This window comes from Gilliamella sp. B3817 (assembly GCF_026536705.1).
GTDB classification, from domain to species: Bacteria; Pseudomonadota; Gammaproteobacteria; order Enterobacterales; family Orbaceae; genus Gilliamella; species Gilliamella apicola_I.
In genome coordinates, this window is the sequence record NZ_JAFNNV010000005.1 from 1 (window position 1) to 20,413 (window position 20,413).

22 protein-coding genes and 1 CRISPR repeat array are annotated in these 20,413 nt (G+C 38.2%); of the genes, 18 read left to right on the forward strand and 4 right to left on the reverse strand.

What is annotated here, in order from left to right; genetic code table 11:
• From J3U36_RS07365 to J3U36_RS07435, 15 genes are all read left to right on the forward strand, one after another.
• Window positions 1-866 (forward strand): hypothetical protein (locus J3U36_RS07365; RefSeq protein WP_267385853.1); only part of this gene is annotated, 866 nt, incomplete at its 5' end.
• A gap of 15 nt (window positions 867-881) precedes the next feature.
• Complete coding sequence (locus J3U36_RS07370; RefSeq protein WP_267385855.1) at window positions 882-1,583, forward strand: hypothetical protein; 702 nt, start codon at window positions 882-884, stop codon at window positions 1,581-1,583.
• A gap of 7 nt (window positions 1,584-1,590) precedes the next feature.
• Entirely contained in the window at window positions 1,591-1,842 is a 252-nt protein-coding gene (locus J3U36_RS07375) for a hypothetical protein (protein WP_267385856.1), read from the forward strand.
• Window positions 1,843-1,855: 13 nt separating this feature from the next.
• Window positions 1,856-2,485, forward strand: a complete 630-nt coding sequence (locus J3U36_RS07380) for a hypothetical protein (protein ID WP_267379906.1) — start codon at window positions 1,856-1,858, stop codon at window positions 2,483-2,485.
• Window positions 2,486-2,595: 110 nt separating this feature from the next.
• Window positions 2,596-7,035, forward strand: a complete 4,440-nt coding sequence (locus tag J3U36_RS07385) for a toxin VasX (RefSeq protein ID WP_267385857.1) — start codon at window positions 2,596-2,598, stop codon at window positions 7,033-7,035.
• 12 nt (window positions 7,036-7,047) lie between these two features.
• Window positions 7,048-7,749: a hypothetical protein gene (locus tag J3U36_RS07390; RefSeq protein WP_267385858.1), complete on the forward strand. Its 702-nt coding sequence runs from the start codon at window positions 7,048-7,050 to the stop codon at window positions 7,747-7,749.
• A 162-nt stretch (window positions 7,750-7,911) separates the two neighbouring features.
• Window positions 7,912-8,283 (forward strand): hypothetical protein, encoded by a 372-nt coding sequence (locus tag J3U36_RS07395; protein ID WP_267378843.1) that lies wholly within the window; start codon window positions 7,912-7,914, stop codon window positions 8,281-8,283.
• A 12-nt stretch (window positions 8,284-8,295) separates the two neighbouring features.
• Window positions 8,296-8,997 carry a hypothetical protein gene (locus J3U36_RS07400; protein ID WP_267378840.1) on the forward strand — a complete coding sequence of 234 codons (702 nt, stop codon included), beginning with the start codon at window positions 8,296-8,298 and terminating at the stop codon, window positions 8,995-8,997.
• 7 nt (window positions 8,998-9,004) lie between these two features.
• A complete protein-coding gene (locus J3U36_RS07405) occupies window positions 9,005-9,244 on the forward strand; it encodes a hypothetical protein (protein WP_267378837.1) in 240 nt (79 codons plus the stop codon).
• A gap of 13 nt (window positions 9,245-9,257) precedes the next feature.
• Window positions 9,258-9,959, forward strand: coding sequence for a hypothetical protein (locus tag J3U36_RS07410; protein WP_267385859.1), 702 nt, complete (start codon window positions 9,258-9,260; stop codon window positions 9,957-9,959).
• 7 nt (window positions 9,960-9,966) lie between these two features.
• A complete protein-coding gene (locus J3U36_RS07415; protein ID WP_267378835.1) occupies window positions 9,967-10,218 on the forward strand; it encodes a hypothetical protein in 252 nt (83 codons plus the stop codon).
• 13 nt (window positions 10,219-10,231) lie between these two features.
• A complete protein-coding gene (locus tag J3U36_RS07420; RefSeq protein ID WP_267385860.1) occupies window positions 10,232-10,933 on the forward strand; it encodes a hypothetical protein in 702 nt (233 codons plus the stop codon).
• A gap of 7 nt (window positions 10,934-10,940) precedes the next feature.
• Window positions 10,941-11,180, forward strand: coding sequence for a hypothetical protein (locus tag J3U36_RS07425; protein ID WP_267385861.1), 240 nt, complete (start codon window positions 10,941-10,943; stop codon window positions 11,178-11,180).
• 12 nt (window positions 11,181-11,192) lie between these two features.
• On the forward strand, window positions 11,193-11,894 hold the full coding sequence (locus J3U36_RS07430; protein ID WP_267385862.1) for a hypothetical protein: 702 nt from the start codon (window positions 11,193-11,195) through the stop codon (window positions 11,892-11,894).
• A gap of 7 nt (window positions 11,895-11,901) precedes the next feature.
• A complete protein-coding gene (locus J3U36_RS07435; RefSeq protein ID WP_267378829.1) occupies window positions 11,902-12,216 on the forward strand; it encodes a hypothetical protein in 315 nt (104 codons plus the stop codon).
• A 300-nt stretch (window positions 12,217-12,516) separates the two neighbouring features.
• Window positions 12,517-13,462: a CRISPR direct-repeat array (repeat unit 29 nt; unit sequence GTGTTCCCTGTATACACAGGGATAAACCG).
• A 194-nt stretch (window positions 13,463-13,656) separates the two neighbouring features.
• Here the strand turns inward: J3U36_RS07435 and J3U36_RS07440 are convergent.
• Window positions 13,657-14,238, reverse strand: coding sequence for an IMPACT family protein (locus J3U36_RS07440; protein WP_065557677.1), 582 nt, complete (start codon window positions 14,236-14,238; stop codon window positions 13,657-13,659).
• A 53-nt stretch (window positions 14,239-14,291) separates the two neighbouring features.
• Here J3U36_RS07440 and nfi point away from each other — a divergent pair, with 53 nt between their 5' ends.
• Window positions 14,292-14,963, forward strand: a complete 672-nt coding sequence (nfi, locus tag J3U36_RS07445; protein WP_267378827.1) for a deoxyribonuclease V — start codon at window positions 14,292-14,294, stop codon at window positions 14,961-14,963.
• Entirely contained in the window at window positions 14,953-15,699 is a 747-nt protein-coding gene (locus J3U36_RS07450; protein ID WP_267378824.1) for a tRNA1(Val) (adenine(37)-N6)-methyltransferase, read from the forward strand. The genes nfi and J3U36_RS07450 overlap by 11 nt, the downstream gene beginning before the upstream one ends.
• A 13-nt stretch (window positions 15,700-15,712) precedes the next feature.
• Here the strand turns inward: J3U36_RS07450 and J3U36_RS07455 are convergent, their stop codons facing one another.
• From J3U36_RS07455 to apt, 3 genes are all read right to left on the reverse strand, one after another.
• Window positions 15,713-17,122 carry a basic amino acid/polyamine antiporter gene (locus J3U36_RS07455; RefSeq protein ID WP_267352296.1) on the reverse strand — a complete coding sequence of 470 codons (1,410 nt, stop codon included), beginning with the start codon at window positions 17,120-17,122 and terminating at the stop codon, window positions 15,713-15,715.
• Window positions 17,123-17,167: 45 nt separating this feature from the next.
• Window positions 17,168-17,938 (reverse strand): dimethylargininase, encoded by a 771-nt coding sequence (ddaH, locus tag J3U36_RS07460; protein WP_267359862.1) that lies wholly within the window; start codon window positions 17,936-17,938, stop codon window positions 17,168-17,170.
• Window positions 17,939-18,220: 282 nt separating this feature from the next.
• Window positions 18,221-18,772, reverse strand: a complete 552-nt coding sequence (gene apt / locus J3U36_RS07465) for an adenine phosphoribosyltransferase (protein ID WP_220217113.1) — start codon at window positions 18,770-18,772, stop codon at window positions 18,221-18,223.
• Between the two features lie 303 nt (window positions 18,773-19,075).
• On the opposite strand from apt, the gene J3U36_RS07470 reads away from it, so the two are divergent.
• The gene (locus J3U36_RS07470; RefSeq protein WP_267378819.1) at window positions 19,076-20,413 is read left to right on the forward strand and encodes a vWA domain-containing protein; all 1,338 of its coding nucleotides are present in this window, start codon (window positions 19,076-19,078) and stop codon (window positions 20,411-20,413) included.

Below are 20,413 nucleotides of genomic sequence, written 5' to 3' on the forward strand. Positions count from 1 at the left end.
GACAGATTTTATTTATCATCATAACGGTCGGTATTCTAATTATCAATGCCATTTATTACGATAACGGCGATGACTGGGATGAATTCAGTAAATGGCTAAACCGCTGTATGCTGGGCAACTTTGACTTTCGAGAATCCAAATACCCACCGTATTACTTACCGACGCCAAAATGTATGTTACTGTCGGATCAGGATTACTATTTAGCGGTCAGAAATGGGCGTTGTCTTTTAGAATCAGAAACCTCTTTTCTTGACGATATAGCCAGCACAACCATTGGTATTGTAGGGACTTTAGGGAATAAATCTGATTTGATGCTGACCTTGAATTTGCCGGATTTTAATAAAGAAAAATCCGTATTTGAAGGGACAGTGATGATTAAATCGTTAACCAATCCTGATCGAACACCAGTGGAATTAGCGATATCTGACGGATTAAAGTGGCTGGAAATTTCGACCGTTACCCCTTCCATCTTTTTTACCCCAAGAAAGGATAATGAGGTTGGTGAGGGTGAAGTTTACGATTTTGATAAAGCTAAAGTAGAGCCCGCGAAAGAAGAGTCATTATGGAATCAGTTAATGGCGATATCCCATAATCAACCGATGCCAACAGCAACCAATAACACACAATCAAATAAAAGCGATGACTCCGAAGCACCAAAGATTGGTTTGTATTTAATTAAATGGTGCTTAGGTCAAATCAGAGGGGATTATGATGTCACCATTAGGGTCAATTACTGGCCAGAAGGCAAGCTGGACGAGAGTGCCGACCAAAGTCAAAGTGATGACAACAGCAGCGACCCGAACACCCCAAAACAAGCCAAAGAGCGCACACCGTACTTACTGTCACACCACTATATAAAAAGTTAAACAGGATAACACACCATGCAAATTAGAACAAATATAACCACACTTTTAATATTCACTGTCAGCAGTTTACTGTTAACGGGGTGCGATACTTATCCGTATAAAGAAAAGATTCAAGAAGTTTATGATTACAATAACCCAACAGGCGATAAAGCAAAATGTATGATGGTGGGTAGCGTGACAAAATCCATGTACCCGTATACTACCTTTTATATGCAAGGGCAGGATTTGCCGTATTCGTCAGAAACAAAAAAAGCGATTTTCAATCGATTAAAAAATGACAGTTTGCATCTGTTTGCCGGAATAGGTTTTTTTACGGAGGAATACGCCGGCGAAGTTGACGGCAGAGCGACGTATCGTTACGACCTGACCGATTTAGGGCGAAAATACGTTGACTGGTCATTTGGTGAAACCAATTTTTGTTTTGGTCGGGTGGTGGTAGACAAAATTAACCGCACAAAAGACACCATTAACGGTGTCGGGGGGGGCACCGTGCGGGATGTCTATTTTACTTATCACCTTGAAAATGTGCCGGACTGGGTCAAAGACCCACAAATATATAAACGATTTGGATATTTTAAAAAACAAGTGAATGGGGAACCATTTGAAGGATGGCACAGTTATAAGGTGTCAAGTAATGGAAAATTAACAACCATGACCGGCGAAAGTGGCAGATATAAATGGGCATATGATTTTAATGAAGAAATCAAAGAAGAGTAATTAAACATTGTTAGTTTTAAATGGTGAAAAATCTGTGTATGAAGCACTAAAGATTGGGTTGTATTTAATTAAATGGTGCTTAGGGCAAATCAGAGGGGATTATGATGTCACCATTAGGGTCAATTACTGGCCAGAAGGCAAGCTGGACGAGAGTGCCGACCAAAGTCAAAGCGATGACAGCAGTAGCGACCCGAACACATCGAAACAAGCCAAAGAGCGCACGCCGTACTTACTGTCACACCACTATATAAAAAATTAAACAGGATATCAACATGCAAACTAAAGCTAGTCTAATCACACTTTTAATATTCACTGTCAGCAGTTTACTGTTAACGGGGTGCGATACTTATCCTTATAAAGAGAAGATTCAAAACGTTTATGACAATCATAACCCAACTGGTGATAAAGCATTATGCATGATGGTGGGTGATATTACATCCTCAATGTATCCCTATACAACTTATTATATGAAAGGGCAGGATTTGCCTTTTTCTTCAAGCACTCAAGAAGCGAACTATAATCGATTGAAAAATGACAGTTTGCACCTGTTTGCCGGGATAGGTTTTTTTACGGAAGAGTATGTTGGCGAAGTTGACGGCAGAGCGACGTATCGTTACGACCTGACCGATTTAGGGCGAAAATACTTAAAATTTGCATTTGGTTATACTAATTTTTGTTTTGGTCGGGTAGTGGTGGACAAAATTAACCGCACAAAAGACACCATTAACGGGGTCGGGGGGGCACCGTGCGGGATGTCTATTTTACCTATCACCTTGAAAATGTGCCGGATTGGGTCAAAGATCCACAAATATATAAACGATTTCGATATTTTAAAGAACAAGTCAATGGGGAACCATTTCCCGGGATTCACAGTTATAAGGTGTCAAGTAATGGAAAATTAACAACTATGACTGGTGTCAGCGGTACATATAAATGGGCATCGGATTTTAATGAAGAAATCAAAGAAGAGTAATGTTTGTATACGGACTAAGATGTAATTAGCACGGTAAAAATGAATCACCAAAAAAAACAAAAAAGATATAAAATAGAAGGATTAGAAAATCCTCAGGAAGAAAGTTTTAATCCCGAATTAGTTAACGAAGCGAATAAAAAAGCGTTGGTGTTAAGTAATGGTCAATGTGGCGTTTGTCAACGGAAGGGGTTTCCGATTTTTTTAGTGCGAAAATCGATTGTTCCTATCAAGTTTAGAAAAGACATTAATTGGTCGCAAGGCATGGTTTCGCTAGGGGACAGAGAGCCGGAAGAGAAACTGTTAGAATATCAATATGTGTACAGAACCTTACGTGAAGGGTATGTATATATTTTATGCAATCCAATCAAAAATAAAAAAGACAGGAAGCTTGAAATCATGGTCTATGAAGTGACCTATTCAGGTGCGATGCGATTACGCGAATTTCGTGATGTAAAAGGGTCAAGACCCAAAGAGATCCCCCTCAGTTGTATTGAAGATAATCACAATGTAAAAGGGATGTTTATTACTATAGACAACCGTGTATATGACAAAGCATGGGTCGCTTACTCATCGGTACGTTGGAAGCTTGCCACGGTAAAACATTATCGAAAAAATAAAGAAGAACGGTTACAACGCTTCAGCGAAGTCGATTTGACACAAGAAAAGGCGCTGAATATTTCGCCTCAAGGACGAAGTTTTCCTTTCAATGACTTTATGTTTAAAAGTCGATATTTATTAGAGATGGAATGTGATAATCAGTTTGTAAAAGATTATTTTGAAGAGAAAGGAAGAAAGGCTCATAGCCAAAAAGCTCCATCATTGGGGTCACAAGCAAAAAATATAAAACCGTTTATTGATTCGGTTAGAAAAGGTATTTTTGGCAAAATGAAGTATTCATTGTCCACCTATCTTCATCTAATGGCTAATGGATTTAACGAATCTTATCTTTGGCTATTTTATACAGCAAGCCATTTTAATTCGTTAAATTCAAATGAAGCATCTGAAGCCTTGAAAAATACATTAAAAAATTACAACTCCAATGTCCATTATCAAGGAGAGATATCCGCACTGGTTGTAGAAGACCCGTTAGGTCTGGCTGAAGAGCTGTCAATTCAAAGGCGGCAAAAATTAACCCCGGTGGTTGAAGGATTGATGAATCAGGTTACACCGAATCAAAATTACGAAAAAGAAGCGAAACAGTTTCATCAATTAGTTCGAACAGGCACTCACGATGTAATTTATGAAACTGAACGGCACGCCACTAATCATCCTTTAGCGATAGCTATGCAATCCAGACATGGTCGAGACCAGTTAGCGGCCCATTTTAAAAGTGAAAAAGCAACCATAAAAAGCTATCCAATAAGCTATTTTAAACCTGAATTTAATTATGCCCGTCGTCAATATCAACAAATCGAGCAGTATAAAGCACTGTTACGTTCACCGGTTTCAAAATCTGATGTAAATGAAAGTTATCTGTTTTTATTTTATGATTCAGCGCATAATTATGATTCAAGCATTGAAGAAGACAAGATATATACGGTCAATGATGTAACAAAAAGAGAAAGAAATTTAAGTTTTATAAAGCAAAATAATATTTTAAACTATTATGCAACAGATCGAAAAAAAATGTCTGAGCTTAATGAGATTGATAAGATTCGAGTATTGGATGCGGTCGGTGAAGAGCTATTAGCAAAACAATTAGGTGTGAGTCGAGACGAGTCGAATAGAAAAGACCATCTTGCACATTTTGGTTATATGTATTGTCGTCAATTAAGCGTGCTCGGGCTTGAAGATAAGCGACTACCTCAATATGGATTAGGTGAGTACAAAGAATATAAATTAACGCCGGAGCAACAACAAGAGTTACTGGCACTGTACAAAAAGAACAATGGCAGTAAATCATCCCGATTGAAAAGAATTGATAGTGTTAAAGTAGTTCATTTTTACAATCTTGAAAAAGCAAAAGGAGCTTATGCTGACAAAATACTCAATAGTGACTGGGATAAACGTAAAAAACGCCTGAATCAACCTTCGTTAGACAATTTTGAAGCGTTAGAAAAAGCGGGTAAAGAATCCTTAACCACATTTGTGTCGAATGCTTCGAAGGACTATTATAACTACTTAATGTGGTTATTTGGCGAAAGTTCAACTCATTTTCAGATAGAAAATCAGGGCGAAACAGCCAATAAAATCAGCGTGACCTTACCAAGCCGTTACAATCAACTTCCTTTTTGGCGCAACGAACTTTTGCCTGATTTATCGGATATGCATATTAACTTCTTTTTCACGTTTTTACTGATAATCGATAGTGCCAGTTTAGGTACCTTGACACTACCGGAACATTCCGTATTTTGGGGCATGCTACTTAATAATGAAGAGTCGATTTATTTTTATCTGTTTGGTGAAAAATCACAAAAAAATACCGATAACAGTTCCCAAAAAGAGGACGAATCTTCACAACAAGGTTCAAACCTGTCGGTTATTCAATATCTTGCTAAAATGAATAACAAAGATGAATCAACACTTTCCGATATGGGGTTAACCCCTAAAGTCATTTTCAACACAACCAGAAGTATTATGGGTTTAGATTTTAAAGTCAATCTGGATATCGGTAGCCTGATAGTTGAAAAGCTCATTAACTCAAGTGTTGATGGGGCAACCAGAGCGATGCAGAATAATGTAAAAATCAATCAGATAAAATTACAAACGCAGTATTTTAATATAATTGGCTTGTTTAAATTAAACGGACCTGAAAAAATACGTCAATACAAAGTTCGAATGTCAATAAATGGATTAAACCAATATTTGAAAAAAAATCATGAATTAATGCCATTTTTCAACAACACACAAATGACCACTAATAAAGGGACCGTCATCAATTTGGTCCAGTCACAAAATAAGGACCGTTGGCATATTCAACAAAATGGTAACAAGTCAATAGGCAAAGAAGTGGTTGAAATAAATATGCTGGTTGCGTTTGAAAATCAGCAACGTCTGCAAGAATTTGAAAAGGGTTTCACACAAAAAGGGGGGCTTTCTCAGGGGGTATTAAAGAATATCACGCCTAATATGATAGAAGTCAATGGTGTCACACTGGACGCAAATGAAATTAACTATTTATCTGAAACGTTACCCCGACAAAAACGATATATGGAAATTTACGATACCTCGAAAAGTTTTGTACTGGGAAGTATCGGTTTATATTTTCAGGCAACCAGTTTAAAGGATATGATTAATCAGTTAGATAAAATACAGGATCCGGCATCAAAAGCGATCATGAAATTTCGCGTATTGGCAAATTATACCGCCTTAATCGTATCCACCACCGAAATAATATTAACAGTTACAAAATTATTGAGCGTTGCGTTGCGAAAATCATCGTCCTCATTATTTATGGAGCGAGTATCAAGATTAGCACAGATCAACAAAGCGCTAAAAGTTCTAAAAGGGGTTGCCAATGTGGTTAATGTGATTGACAGTGTGTTATCGCTTGCTCAAGCAATCAAAAGTTTTAATGAAGGGAATACCGGTTCCGGCGTCATTTGCGTAACCGGTGTACTGAGTTTGATATTAAGCTTTGCAGCATTTAGTAACTGTATTCCAGTGTGGGGACAGATTTTATTTATCATCATAACGGTCGGTATTCTAATTATCAATGCCATTTATTACGATAACGGCGATGACTGGGATGAATTCAGTAAATGGCTAAACCGCTGTATGCTGGGCAACTTTGACTTTCGAGAATCCAAATATCCACCGTATTACTTACCGACGCCAAAATGTATGTTACTGTCGGATCAGGATTACTATTTAGCGATCAGAAAAGGGCGTTGTCTTTTAGAATCAGAAGAAACAAATGCGCCGATTGAATTTGTCCCCGTTGACGGAGAAAAATATCGCAAGGTTGTAAGAGAATATAGTCCAATACTGACGTTGAATTTGCCGGATTTTAATGAAGGAAAATCCGTATTTGAAGGCAAAATAACGATTAAATCGTTAACCAATCCGAATCAAACACCGGTGGAATTAACTATTTCGCGAGGATTAGAGTGGCTGGAAATTTCGCCGGTTACTACCTCCAGCTTTTTTACCCCAAGAACGGATAATGCGGTTGGTAAAGGTGAACTTTATAGAATGGATGAAACTAAAGCAGAGCCTGCAAAAGAAGAGTCATTATGGAATCAGTTAATGGCGATATCCCATAATCAACCGATGCCAACCACGACCGATAACACACAATCAGACAAAAGCGACGAGTCAGAAGCGCCAAAAATTGGTCTGTATTTAATTAAATGGAGCTTAGGTAAAATCAAAGGAAAGTATGACGTGACTATCAGGGTCAATTACTGGCCAGAAGGCAAGCAGGATAAGAGTGCCGATCAAAGTCAAAGCGATGACAGCAGCAGCGACCCGAACACCCCAAAAACAGTAAAAGAGCGCACGCCGTACTTACTGTCCTACCACTATATAAAAGATTAACAGGATAACACCATGCAAATTAAAACAAATATAACCACACTTTTAATATTCACTGTCAGCGCTTTACTGTTAACCGGGTGCGATACTTATCCGTATAAAGAAAAAATTCAAGAATCTAACGATTACAATAACCCAACAGGCAATACAGCAAAATGTATGATGGTGGGCAGAGTGACAAAATCCATGTACCCCTATACCACCTATTATATGCAAGGGCAGGATTTGCCATATTCGCCAGAAACACAAGAAGCAATTTTTAATCGATTAAAAAACGACAGTTTGCACCTTTTTGCTGGGATAGGTTTTTTTACGGAGGAATATGCCGGCGAAGTTGACGGCAGAGCAACGTACCGTTATGACCTGACCGATTTAGGACGAAAATACGTAAAATTTGCATTGGGTAATACCAATTTTTGTTTTGGTCGGGTGGTAGTGGACAAAATTAACCGCACAAAAGACACCATTAACGGGGTAGGGGGGGGCACCGTGCGGGATGTCTATTATACTTATCACCTTGAAAATGTGCCGGATTGGGTCAAAGACCCACAAATATATAAACGATTTCGATATTTTAAAGAACAAGTGAATGGGGAGCCATTTCCCGGGATTCACAGTTATAGTGTGTCAAGTAGTGGAAAGTTAACAACCATGACCGGCGAAAGTGCTTCTTATCAATGGGCATCGGATTTTAATCGAGAAATCAAAGAAGAGTAATTAAGCATTGTTAGTTTTTAATGGTGAAAAATCTGTATTTGAAGGGAAAATAACGACTAAATCGTTAACCAATCCGAATCAAACACCGGTGGAGTTGTCGATATCAAATGGATTTAGAGCATCATTACCCCTTCTAGCTTTTTTACCCCAAGAACGGATAATATGGTTGGTAAAGGTGAAATTTATGATTTTGATAATACTAAAGCAGAGCCCGCAAAAGAAGAGTCATTATGGAATCAGTTAATGGCGATATCCCATAATCAACCGATGCCAACGACGACTAATAACACACAATCAGACAAAAACGATGAGTCAGAAGCGCCAAAAATTGGTCTGTATTTAATTAAATGGAGCTTAGGTAAAATCAAAGGGAAGCATGACGTGACTATCAGGGTCAATTACTGGCCAGAAGGCAAGCTGGACGAAAATGCCGACCAAAGTCAAAGCGATGACAGCAGCAGCGATCCGAACACACCAAAACAAGCCAAAGAGCGCACGCCGTACTTACTGTCCTACCACTATTTAAAAGATTAACAGGATAACACCATGCAAACTAAAATAAATATAACCACACTTTTAATATTCACTGTCAGCGCTTTACTGTTAACGGGGTGCGATACTTATCCGTATAAAGAAAAGATTCAAGAATCTAACGATTACAATAACCCAACAGGCAATACAGCAAAATGTATGATGGTGGGGGATATCACATCCTCAATGTATCCCTATACCACCTACTATATGAAAGGGCAGGATTTGCCTTTTTCTCCAAGCACTCAAGAAGCGAATTATAATCGATTAAAAAATGACAGTTTGCACCTGTTTGCCGGGATAGGTTTTTTTACTGAAGAGTACGCCGGCGAAGTTGACGGCAGAGCGACGTATCGTTACGACCTCACCGATTTAGGGCGAAAATACGTAAAATTTGCATTGGGTGAAACCAATTTTTGTTTTGGTCGGGTGGTGGTAGACAAAATTAACCGCACAAAAGACACCATTAACGGGGTGGGGGGGGGCACGGTGCGGGATGTCTATTTTACTTATCACCTTGAAAATGTGCCGGATTGGGTCAAAGACCCACAAATATATAAACGATTTGGATATTTTAAAAAACAAATTAATGGGGAACCATTTCCTGGGATTCACAGTTATAAGGTGTCAAGTAATGGAAAATTAACAACCATGACAGGCGAAAGTGCTTCATATCAATGGGCATATGATTTTAATGAAGAAATCAAAGAAGAGTAATTGAAATTTGTTAGTTTTAAATGGTGAAAAATCTGTGTATGAAGCACCAAAGATTGGGTTGTATTTAATTAAATGGTGCTTAGGTCAAATCAGAGGGAATTATGATGTCACCATTAGGGTTAATTACTGGCCAGAAGGCAAGTTGGATGAGAGTGGCGATCAAAGTCAAAGTGATGACCCGAACACTCCAAAACAAGCCAAAGAGCGCACACCGTACTTACTGTCACACCACTATATAAAAAATTAAACAGGATATTATCATGCAAAATAGAACATGTCTAAAACCATTAATAATCCTAACGTTAAGCAGCCTACTGTTAACGGGGTGCGATACTTATCCGTATAAAGAAAAGATACAAGAAGTTTACGATAACCATAACCCAACAGGCGATAAAGCAAAATGTATGATGGTGGGTAGCGTGACACAATCCATGTACCCGTATACTACCTTTTATATGCAAGGACAGGATTTGCCTTTTTCTTCGAGTACCCAAAAAGCGAATTATAATCGTTTAAAAAATGACAGTTTGCATCTTTTTGCCGGTATAGGTTTTTTTACGGAAGAGTTTGCTGGCGAAGTTGACGGCAGAGCGACGTATCGTTACGACCTGACCGATTTAGGGCGAAAATACGTAAAATTTGCATTTGGTGAAACCAATTTTTGTTTTGGTCGGGTGGTGGTAGACAAAATTAACCGCACAAAAGACACCATTAACGGTGTCGGGGGGGGCACGGTGCGGGATGTCTATTTTACTTATCATCTTGAAAATGTGCCGGATTGGGTGAAAGATCCACAAATATATAAACGATTTCGATATTTTAAAAAACAAGTCAATGGGGAACCATTTTCCGGGATTCACAGTTATAAGGTGTCAAGTAATGGAAAGTTAACAACCATGACTGGCGAAAGTGGTGCTTATCAATGGGCATCGGATTTTAATGAAGAAATCAAAGAAGAGTGATTAAACATTGTTAGTTTTAAATGGTGAAAAATCTGTGTTTGAAGCGCCAAAAATTGGTCTGTTTTTGATTAAATGGTGCTTAGGTCAAATCAGAGGGAGTTATGATGTCACCATTAGGGTCAATTATTGGCCAGAAGGCAAGCTGGATGAGAGTGCCGAGCAAAGTCAAAGCGATGACAGCAGCAGCGACCTGAACACCCCAAAACAAGCCAAAGAGCGCACACCGTACTTACTGTCACACCACTATATAAAAAGTTAAACAGGATAACACCATGCAAATTAGAACAAATATAACCACACTTTTAATATTCACTGTCAGCAGTTTACTGTTAACGGGGTGCGATACTTATCCGTATAAAGAAAAGATTCAAAATGTTTATGATAACCATAACCCAACAGGCGATAAAGCATTGTGTATGATGGTGGGTAGCGTGACACAATCCATGTATCCGTATACCACCTATTATATAGAGGGACAAGATCTACCGTTTGCACAAGAAAGAAGAAAGGCATTTAATAATCGAGCAAAAAATGATGGTTTACACCTGTTCGCTGGGATAGGTTTTTTTACGGAGGAGTACGCCGGCGAAGTTGACGGCAGAGCGACGTACCGTTACGACCTGACCGATTTAGGGCGAAAATACGTAAAATTTACATTTGGTGAAACCAATTTTTGTTTTGGTCGGGTGGTGGTAGACAAAATTAACCGCACAAAAGACACCATTAACGGGGTCGGGGGGGGCACCGTGCGGGATGTCTATTTTACCTATCACCTTGAAAATGTGCCGGATTGGGTCAAAGACCCACAAATATATAAACGATTTCGATATTTTAAAAAACAAGTGAATGGGGAACCATTTCCTGGGATTCACAGTTATAAGGTGTCAAGTAATGGAAAATTAACAACTATGACTGGTGTCAGCGGTACATATCAATGGGCATCGGATTTTAATGAAGAAATCAAAGAAGAGTGATTAAACATTGTTAGTTTTTAATGGTGAAAAATCTGTGTTTGAAGCACCAAAGATTGGGTTGTATTTAATTAAATGGTGCTTAGGTCAAATCAGAGGGGATTATGATGTCACCATTAGGGTCAATTACTGGCCAGAAGGCAAGCTGGATGAGAATGCCGACCAAAGTCAAAGTGATGACCCGAACACCCCAAAACAAGCCAAAGGGCGCACACCGTACTTACTGTCACACCACTATATAAAAAATTAACAGGATATCACCATGCAAATTAAAACAAATATAACCACACTTTTAATATTCACTGTCAGCAGTTTACTGTTAACGGGGTGCGATAATTATCCTTATAAAGAGAAGATTCAAAACGTTTATGACAATCATAACCCAACAGGCGATAAAGCATTATGCATGATGGTGGGTAGAGTGACACAATCCATGTACCCGTATACCACCTATTATATGCAAGGGCAGGATTTGCCATATTCGCCAGAAACACAAAAGGCGATTTTCAATCGATTAAAAAATGGTAGTTTGCACCTGTTTGCGGGAATAGGTTTTTTTACGGAGGAATACGCTGGCGAAGTTGACGGCAGGGCAACGTATCGTTACGACCTGACCGATTTAGGACGCAAATACGTAAAATTTGCATTGGGTAATACCAATTTTTGTTTTGGTCGGGTGGTGGTAGACAAAATCACCCGCACAAAAGATACCATTAACGGGGTTGGGGGGGGCACGGTGCGGGATGTCTATTATACTTATCACCTTGAAAATGTGCCGGATTGGGTCAAAGACCCACAAATATATAAACGATTTCGATATTTTAAAAAACAAGTCAATGGGGAACCATTTCCTGGGATTCACAGTTATAAGGTGTCAAGTAATGGAAAATTAACAACTATGACTGGTGTCAGCGGTACATATCAATGGGCATCGGATTATAATCGAGAAATCAAAGAAGAGTAATTAAACATTGTTAGTTTTTAATGGTGAAAAATCTGTGTTTGAAGGAAAAATAACGATTAAATCGTTAACCAATCCGAACCAAACTCCGGTGGAGTTGGCGATATCTGATGGATTAAAGTGGCTGGAAATTTCAACTGTTACGCCCTCCAGCTTTTTTACCCCAAGAACGGATAATGTGGTTGGTAAGGGTGAAGTTTACGATTTTGATAAAGCTAAAGTAGAACCCGCAAAAGAAGAGTCATTATGGAATCAGTTAATGGCGATATCCCATAATCAACCGATGCCAACCACGACTAATAACACAGTCAGACAAAAGCGATGACAGCAGCAGCGACCCGAACAAATAAAGCAAGGAGCAAAGTCAAGATTAATATTGAGTAGTTCGTTAATATCATCCACCGAAAAGTAACATGTTATCTTGTTATCAAAAATTGCTCGGTACATAGTAAAAGTTGCCAAAAAGAGCACCGCTAAAAAACTATGAAACTGAAAATAACTATATGATAAATATAGAATTATATCTCTAGTGCGCATTAAATTTAATCGCTTAAAAAAACAACAAAAAATCGGTAGAATTTTTCACCCAACTATTTTAATTAATAAACAATAGGTTATAATTAGAGTGTTCCCTGTATACACAGGGATAAACCGAGGAAATAAAAATGTTTATTGTTGAAATTATAGTGTTCCCTGTATACACAGGGATAAACCGGCGCTAAAGTCGAATTTGAAGATTGTTTACTTAGTGTTCCCTGTATACACAGGGATAAACCGCCATTAATTCATCAACAACAGCATTGGGAATTGTGTTCCCTGTATACACAGGGATAAACCGCGCACACCAAAAATTAATTTTGACAATACTGAGTGTTCCCTGTATACACAGGGATAAACCGGTTGCGTTGGTCGGGCACGCTAAACGTAAAGAGTGTTCCCTGTATACACAGGGATAAACCGGGTGATGTCATCGAGGCAATTGAGATGTTCGAGTGTTCCCTGTATACACAGGGATAAACCGCGCCTGAATTAATTAAAATGGCTAACGTATTTGTGTTCCCTGTATACACAGGGATAAACCGGGGCGTCAACATTTGATAGACCGCTGTTGTCCGTGTTCCCTGTATACACAGGGATAAACCGTGTGTACGGTTTTAGCTCGTCTGTGTCATCAAGTGTTCCCTGTATACACAGGGATAAACCGAGAGTCCAGCAGCTAAAAAAGCAATTAATGCGCGTGTTCCCTGTATACACAGGGATAAACCCCGTGCGGGCTGGCGCGGTGGTTTTTCGTGATGGTGTTCCCTGTATACACAGGGATAAACCGTCGCTGATACGCTATTAGTGTTAGATATGTTCGTGTTCCCTGTATACACAGGGATAAACCGATTAGATGCATTAAGTGTTATTCCAAATGCATGTGTTCCCTGTATACACAGGGATAAACCGTGCTTAGGGGACATCGAGGCTTTTATTGAGTTGTGTTCCCTGTATACACAGGGATAAACCGAGCAATCCCTGCACGGGAGTGATGAAATTTAAGTGTTCCCTGTATACACAAGGATAAACCAGCATAATAAATGAAAAACACATTCTATATCGCTTTATTTCTTGCTTGCTCAGAGTATAGAGTTATCGGTAGTGCTCAGTGATAATTTAAGAATTTCGTAGCAAGCCATTTTTTAATAAAAAAGCTTTAGCAATATTATAGAAATAGTGACAGTTATGACTTTGTGAACATCCAACGGAAATTAACCAACAGGATTTATACTGGTATTATCACTCTACCACGAGTAATATCACTGATGCTTTTTTGTAGCGAAAGCAATTTGTCTTGCGTAATGGCAATATTGACGTTTACCCCTATGGCATCAAAATCTTGATTTTCAATCAGTGCATCCAGTTCTTTTAAGCGATTTTCTATAATTGGCCATTCATTATAATAGCAGTGAAATTGCAAAGGTATTCGGGCAATAAGTTCAATCAATTCTGCTTGTTGTAGACAATGACTTGCAGATCCACCATAGGCACGTATCAAGCCACCTGTGCCAAGTTTGATTCCGCCAAAATAACGAGTTACCACCACCACAACTTGATCACAATCTTGTCCTTCAATCGCTGATAGAATCGGACGCCCTGCGGTGCTGGTTGGTTCGCCATCATCATTAAATCGATACTGTTGACCAATTTTCCATGCCCAACAATTATGGGTTGCGTTAGGATCGCTAATTTGATCGATAAAATCCGTTGCTTGCTGGGCATTAATAACGGGCGCCGCATTGACAATAAAGCGGCTTTTTTTAATTTCTTCTGTCAGTTCGGTTGGATTTGCTAATGTATATGGCATACTAATTCTGGTAAAATCATTTATTGCCGTTAATAATACTCAGCAGAAAGAAAATGTCTATTAATTTAGAACAATTGAAACTAACCCAGCAGCAATTAGCTGAACAAGTAAACCTAACCGATGATTTTAATTCATCAATCACTTTAATTGGTGGTACCGACGTGGGCTTTGAAGATGAAGGCAAAACCACCCGTGCCGCTATTGTGATTTTAACGTATCCGGATTTTGATGTGGTTGAATATCATGTCGCGCGATTAAAAACCGAGTTTCCTTATATTCCTGGTTATTTATCTTTTCGGGAGTATCCTGCTTTACTTTCTGCTTGGGAGCAGGTCGAACATAAACCTGATTTATTATTGGTTGATGGTCAAGGCGTTGCGCATCCAAGGCGATTAGGTATTGCCAGTCATCTTGGTTTACTATTGGATATGCCAACCATTGGTGTCGCTAAAAAACGCCTTTGCGGTCATTATAATCCATTACCTAAAGTCGCCGGTCAAGTGACGCCACTCACCGATAAACAGCAACAGATTGGTTGGGTATTACAAAGCAAGAATAATTGTAATCCGTTATTTATTTCATCGGGTCATCGTATTAGCCAAGCGAGTGCATTGAATTGGGTCAATTTATGTTTACGTGGTTATCGTTTGCCTGAACCTACACGCTGGGCGGATGCGGTGGCGTCGAATAAACCGTTATTTAAAAAATTTATCCATGCAAAATAAATCACAATCGTTAAAAAAAGGGGGCTTTACGTTTAAGCGCTTTTTTGTTGCGCATGACAAAAGTCCGATGAAAATCACCACTGATAGTTGTTTACTAGGGGCATGGGCTCCGATCTTTTCTTCAACTCATAAGGTGCTTGATATCGGTTGTGGTTGTGGCGTGATTGCGTTAATGCTTGCACAGCGCCTTGAACATCAAGCTTGTCAAATTGATGCAGTTGATATTGATGCGCAAGCGGTCAATCAATGTCAACAAAATTGCCAACAAGCAGGCTTTAAATCTGTATCAACAATACAGGGTGATATTAATCGTTTTCAGGTGAAGAGTGACAATGGTTATGATTTGATTGTGACCAATCCGCCTTATTTTGAGTCGGCCGTGGATTGTCGAACGAACCAAAGGCAATTAGCCCGTTATACAGAAAGTTTAAACTACACACAGCTTATTGATTCAGTCAAACGATTATTAAAGCCAGACGGTCTATTCTGTTTGGTGCTGCCTTATCATTTAGCAGATCAATTTAGGCAATTATGCGAATCAAATCATCTATTTTTACAACAATTGTTGCAGGTAAAATACATGGCAGATAAAGAGTTTTCTTTATCATTAATGGCGTTTGCTCCAAAGCCTAATGCTCATGTCATTGAACAACAACTGTGTATGCGTTGTGATGATGGGCAGTATTCGCCTGCTTTTAGAGCGCTATTAGCAGATTTTTATTTGTTCCAAAAATAGCACCAAGGGTTAGTTAATCCAGTATGACATAAAAATACATAACGGCAATAATGGCTAATATTATGATTGCGATTGCATAGATTTTGTCATGAACATAACTGAAGGCAGATAGGGATCGCTGCTTGCGTGCGTATAAATAAAATAGGAGTCCTATCGCATACAGTATCATTGATAATAATAGGTAAGACATCCCGCCAGCATAAATTAACCATACCCCATAAATCGATCCCGCAGCCCCAATAAAAATTAGGTAAGCTTTGCGAGATTTTATGGCTAATTTAAAGACGAATAGTGCTGATAATAAATAGGGTATCAGTACCATTGATGTAGATAATTGGATTAAAGTGTTATAACCCGAATGGTAGAAATGTGCAAGCACAATCAATAGGCTGATCAAGCTTGATGTTAAGTATAATGCATTGGCAGGCGTGCCATTTTTATTTAATTTGCCAAAACAGCGTGCAACGGTATGATTATTGCCTTGTCCGGTTAAAAATAGCATTTCAGCGGCAAGCATTAACCAGGATAATAATCCACCACTAACCGAAACAATCAGCCCAATATTAATTAACGTTGCTCCCCAACTGCCAACTACATGCTCAATGACTAAAGCCATTGAAGGATTTTTCATTGCTGCCAGTTCTTGTTGAGGAACAATACCCAGCGACAAAACAGACACACAGATGAGCAATAAACTGGTAATCGCAAAACCAAAAAAAGTTGCCCGGCTTATGCTTAAAATGTTTTTGGCTCGTGAAGCATAAACAGTTGCGCTTTCGATACCTAAGTAAACCCAAACGGTATAAAGCATAGTATGCTTTATTTGATCCACGATTGAACCAAGTTGTGGCGTTCCCCAAAAGTCAATTTTGAATGTTGAAACCTTGAAAGCAAGAATAATGCAGACAATAAATAGACCAATCGGGACAATTTTTGCTAATGTAACTAAGCAATTTAATAAGAAAGCATGATAAATCCCTTTTAAAACAAGGGCATTAACCAGCCATAAAAAGATGAGTCCGCCTATGACTGCTGGTAAGGTTGTGCCATTACCAAAATAACTAAAGCAATCAAATGATCCTAACGCGCTAAATAAGATAACTAAATAACTGGCACACGACATCCATGCAGATATCCAGTATCCCCAAGCTGCGTTGAATCCTATATAATCACCAAAGCCTTCACGGACATAACCATATAAACCATCGTTAATCTTATAAAAACGAATCGAAAGATACTGAAATATCCGTGTCAGCATTAACATGCCAAAAAGCGTTATGATCCACGCAATTAAAATAGCGCCAGCACCAGACGCTTCAGCCATGTTTTGCGGTAAACTAAAAATACCACTTCCAACAATACTGCCAACCACAAGTAAGGTTAAAGGAAGTATGCCTAGTTTTGTACGGGTAGGTGTATTCATAATTTTGTCTTATTTTGCGTTTTATTCGGCTTTGGCAGCGTTTAATTAAAATCGTAATGACATGCAGCTAACACCACCATCGACTTTGCGATATTCTGATGTATCCACCTCAATCACTTGATAACCTAAAGCTTCGATCTTAGCTTTAGTGATTGGGTAACCAGCAGGCATGATGACCCGATCATTAACCCAAATACAGTTAGCGGCATAGCTTTCTTGTTCAGGAATTTCAATAATGTTCAGATGTTGAAATTCGGGTTTGGTAATAAATTCGCCGGCTGCTAATAAATTGTTGTTTTCCAGATAAGCCAATCCTGTTTTTAAATGTAGCACTTTTTCAAGCGTGACCACCGAACCGGTTAAGCCATATTTTTGTAATATAGCAATCATTTGATTAGCACCTTCTTGATTAGTACGTGCCGATAATCCGATATAATAGTGATCTTCCACCATCATAATATCACCGGCTTCAACCGTGCCCGGAGCCGTAATCTTTTCGACTTTATTTGGGTAAAATCGTTCAATGGTATCGATGATGATTTCAGTCTCGTTACGTCTACTTTCTGCCCCTGGTCTAGTAATAATGGCACAGTGTGGCGTACACAGAGCAACATCTTCAACAAAGACCGAATCTGGAAAACGTTCATCGGCGGGTAATAGGGTGATATCAACATCACATTGCTGTAGTGCTCGGATATAGTTGTTGTGTTGGTCTAAGGCTTTTTGATAATCAGGCTTGCCTAAATTTGCTGAAGTTAATCCATGAATTAGAGATTTGGCAGGCGTTCTGGCAATGATATGGCTAAATTTTTTCATGTTTGATTTATTTCCTATTTAATAATTATGCGATATTTTTGAATAATAATTCACATTAAAATGTAAATCAAGCATTAAGTTGATTTTTTATTCACTTTTTGATGGCTTCTTTTTTAGGCATGTGGTCAATTTAAATTGAGTATTATTGCGTAGCGTTAGTTGTGGTAGTTGGAGATCAGTATTGAATAAAAACAGAGTTGATATACAACATGGACAAAAAGTGAAGGGAGGAGTTAACTCTTAGCATGAGTAGGGCGACAACATCGCCCCAGTAGACTAAGATTATTCACCGGCAAAATCAACGAGGGTAAAACAGTTAATACCCAGATCGGTTAATTTTGTTTTACCATGCAGATCCGGTAAATTAATAACAAATGCGGCATCTTCTGCTATACCACCTGCTTTTTGAATTAATTTAGCAGTTGCAGCAACCGTTCCACCTGTTGCAAGCAAATCATCAATAATCAGTACTCGTTCATTCGGTTTAATTGCATCTGAATGGATTTCAAGTGTATCGGTTCCGTATTCAAGTTGATACTCTTCTTTAAATACGTGACGTGGTAACTTATTGGGTTTTCGAACTGGCACAAAACCAACGCCTAACGCTAATGCAATTGGTGCTGCAAAAATAAAACCACGCGCTTCAGTACCGACAACTTTATCAATTTTTTTATCTCGATAGTGATCGATTAACAATTCGACCGAAGTTCTAAATGCGACAGGATCTTCAAGCAGACTGGTAATATCACGAAATAAAATTCCTTGCTTAGGATAGTCTGGAATGGTGATAATGCTGTTTTTGATAAGCGCAAGTTTTTCTTGTAACTGAGTCATATTAAATGTTCTCTAAATATTCTCTTTTTAAGAATGGCTAATTTTGTATTATATACCTTCGTTCTTTGTGCTTGCAATAAACAAACCGTAACAATGCAGTAAAAGCGGTCGATTGTTCACAATTTGATTGATACATGTCGAAAGTCGGGATGAAATGATTCCTTTTTAAATAAAAAATATAATTAGCGTTTTCCTGTCCTAAAATGGTGTTTTTTACAACTTTTTACAATTAAATACAACTATCTGACAGTTTGATGGGTCAAATCAATATAATGACATAAACTTTTTATATAAGGAAAAACAATGAAATTAATTAAAACAGTCCTATTAGCAGGGCTTTCAATATTAAGTTTATGCAGTCATGCACAAGTCAATAAGCAAATTGAAATTCGCTCGGAACTTGCATCGCCAATTGTTATGCAAAATTCCCAAGATAAGAATTATTTAAAAATTTCCTTAACCGGTCATGAATTTGATTCAGCAAAACGGGTTCCTATTAATTTGGCAATAGTAATTGATCGCTCAGGCTCGATGCAAGGTGATCGTATTGTTAAAGCAAAAGAGGCGGCTATTTTTGCTATTAACATGCTTAATGAGAATGATACTTTATCTGTCGTTGCTTATGATAATGATGCAAAGGTGATTATTCCTTCAACCAAAGTTAACAATAAACAAAAACTGATTAGTTTAATAAAAGAAAATATTGTTGCAGATGGTGGCACAGCGTTGTTTGCCGGATTAAGTAAAGGTATCCATCAAGTTGAAAAACAGTTGTCTAAAGATAATGTGAATCGCATTATTTTATTATCGGACGGGCAGGCGAATATTGGTCCGACATCCGTTCAAGAACTTTCTGAACTTGCCATTATTGCCGCCAAAAAGAATATTTCTGTCAGTACTTTTGGTATCGGTGAGGATTATAATGAATTATTGATGTCATCGATTGCTAGTTATAGTGATGGTAATCATGTATTTGTTAATGATTCTTTAGATCTTGAAAATGTATTTGTCCGTGAGTTCAAAGATGTAATGTCAACGGTTGCCCAACATGTTAAGATCAATATCTATTTAAAAGATGGGGTAAAACCGGTTCGTTTATTAGGTAGAGATGGCATAATCAAAGGTAATCAAGTAACGGTAACAATGAATCAAATTTATTCTAATCAAGAAAAGTATATTTTGTTAGAGGTCGAGCAACCACAAGGTAAAGTAGGCGAAGAAAGAACAATAGCGGAAATTGATTTAGTGTATGATGATTTGTTAGATAAGAAAACTCAAAAAGAAAAACAATCAGTAAAACTTGCTTATACCGATAATCTGGAAGCCGTAAAAAAAGCCTTGCGCCAAGATGTCGTTACTGAGATTGAAATACAAGAAGTGAATGAAAATAGCGTTAAAGCATTAGAATTCTATAATAAAGGCGATCGAAAAGCTGCGCAGAAAATTCTAGAGGATAACAGTAAAAGACTTGAAGCAGTTGCAAATATGTATCCAGAATATGCGGATAGAGTGCTAGATGATATAAAATGGAATGAAAAAATGGCAGCAGATGCAGTTAATGAAAGAGGGAATAGCAAAGCTTATCGTAAAGGAATGACCGAAAAGCAACAAAATACTAAACTGGGTGTAATTAAAAAATAA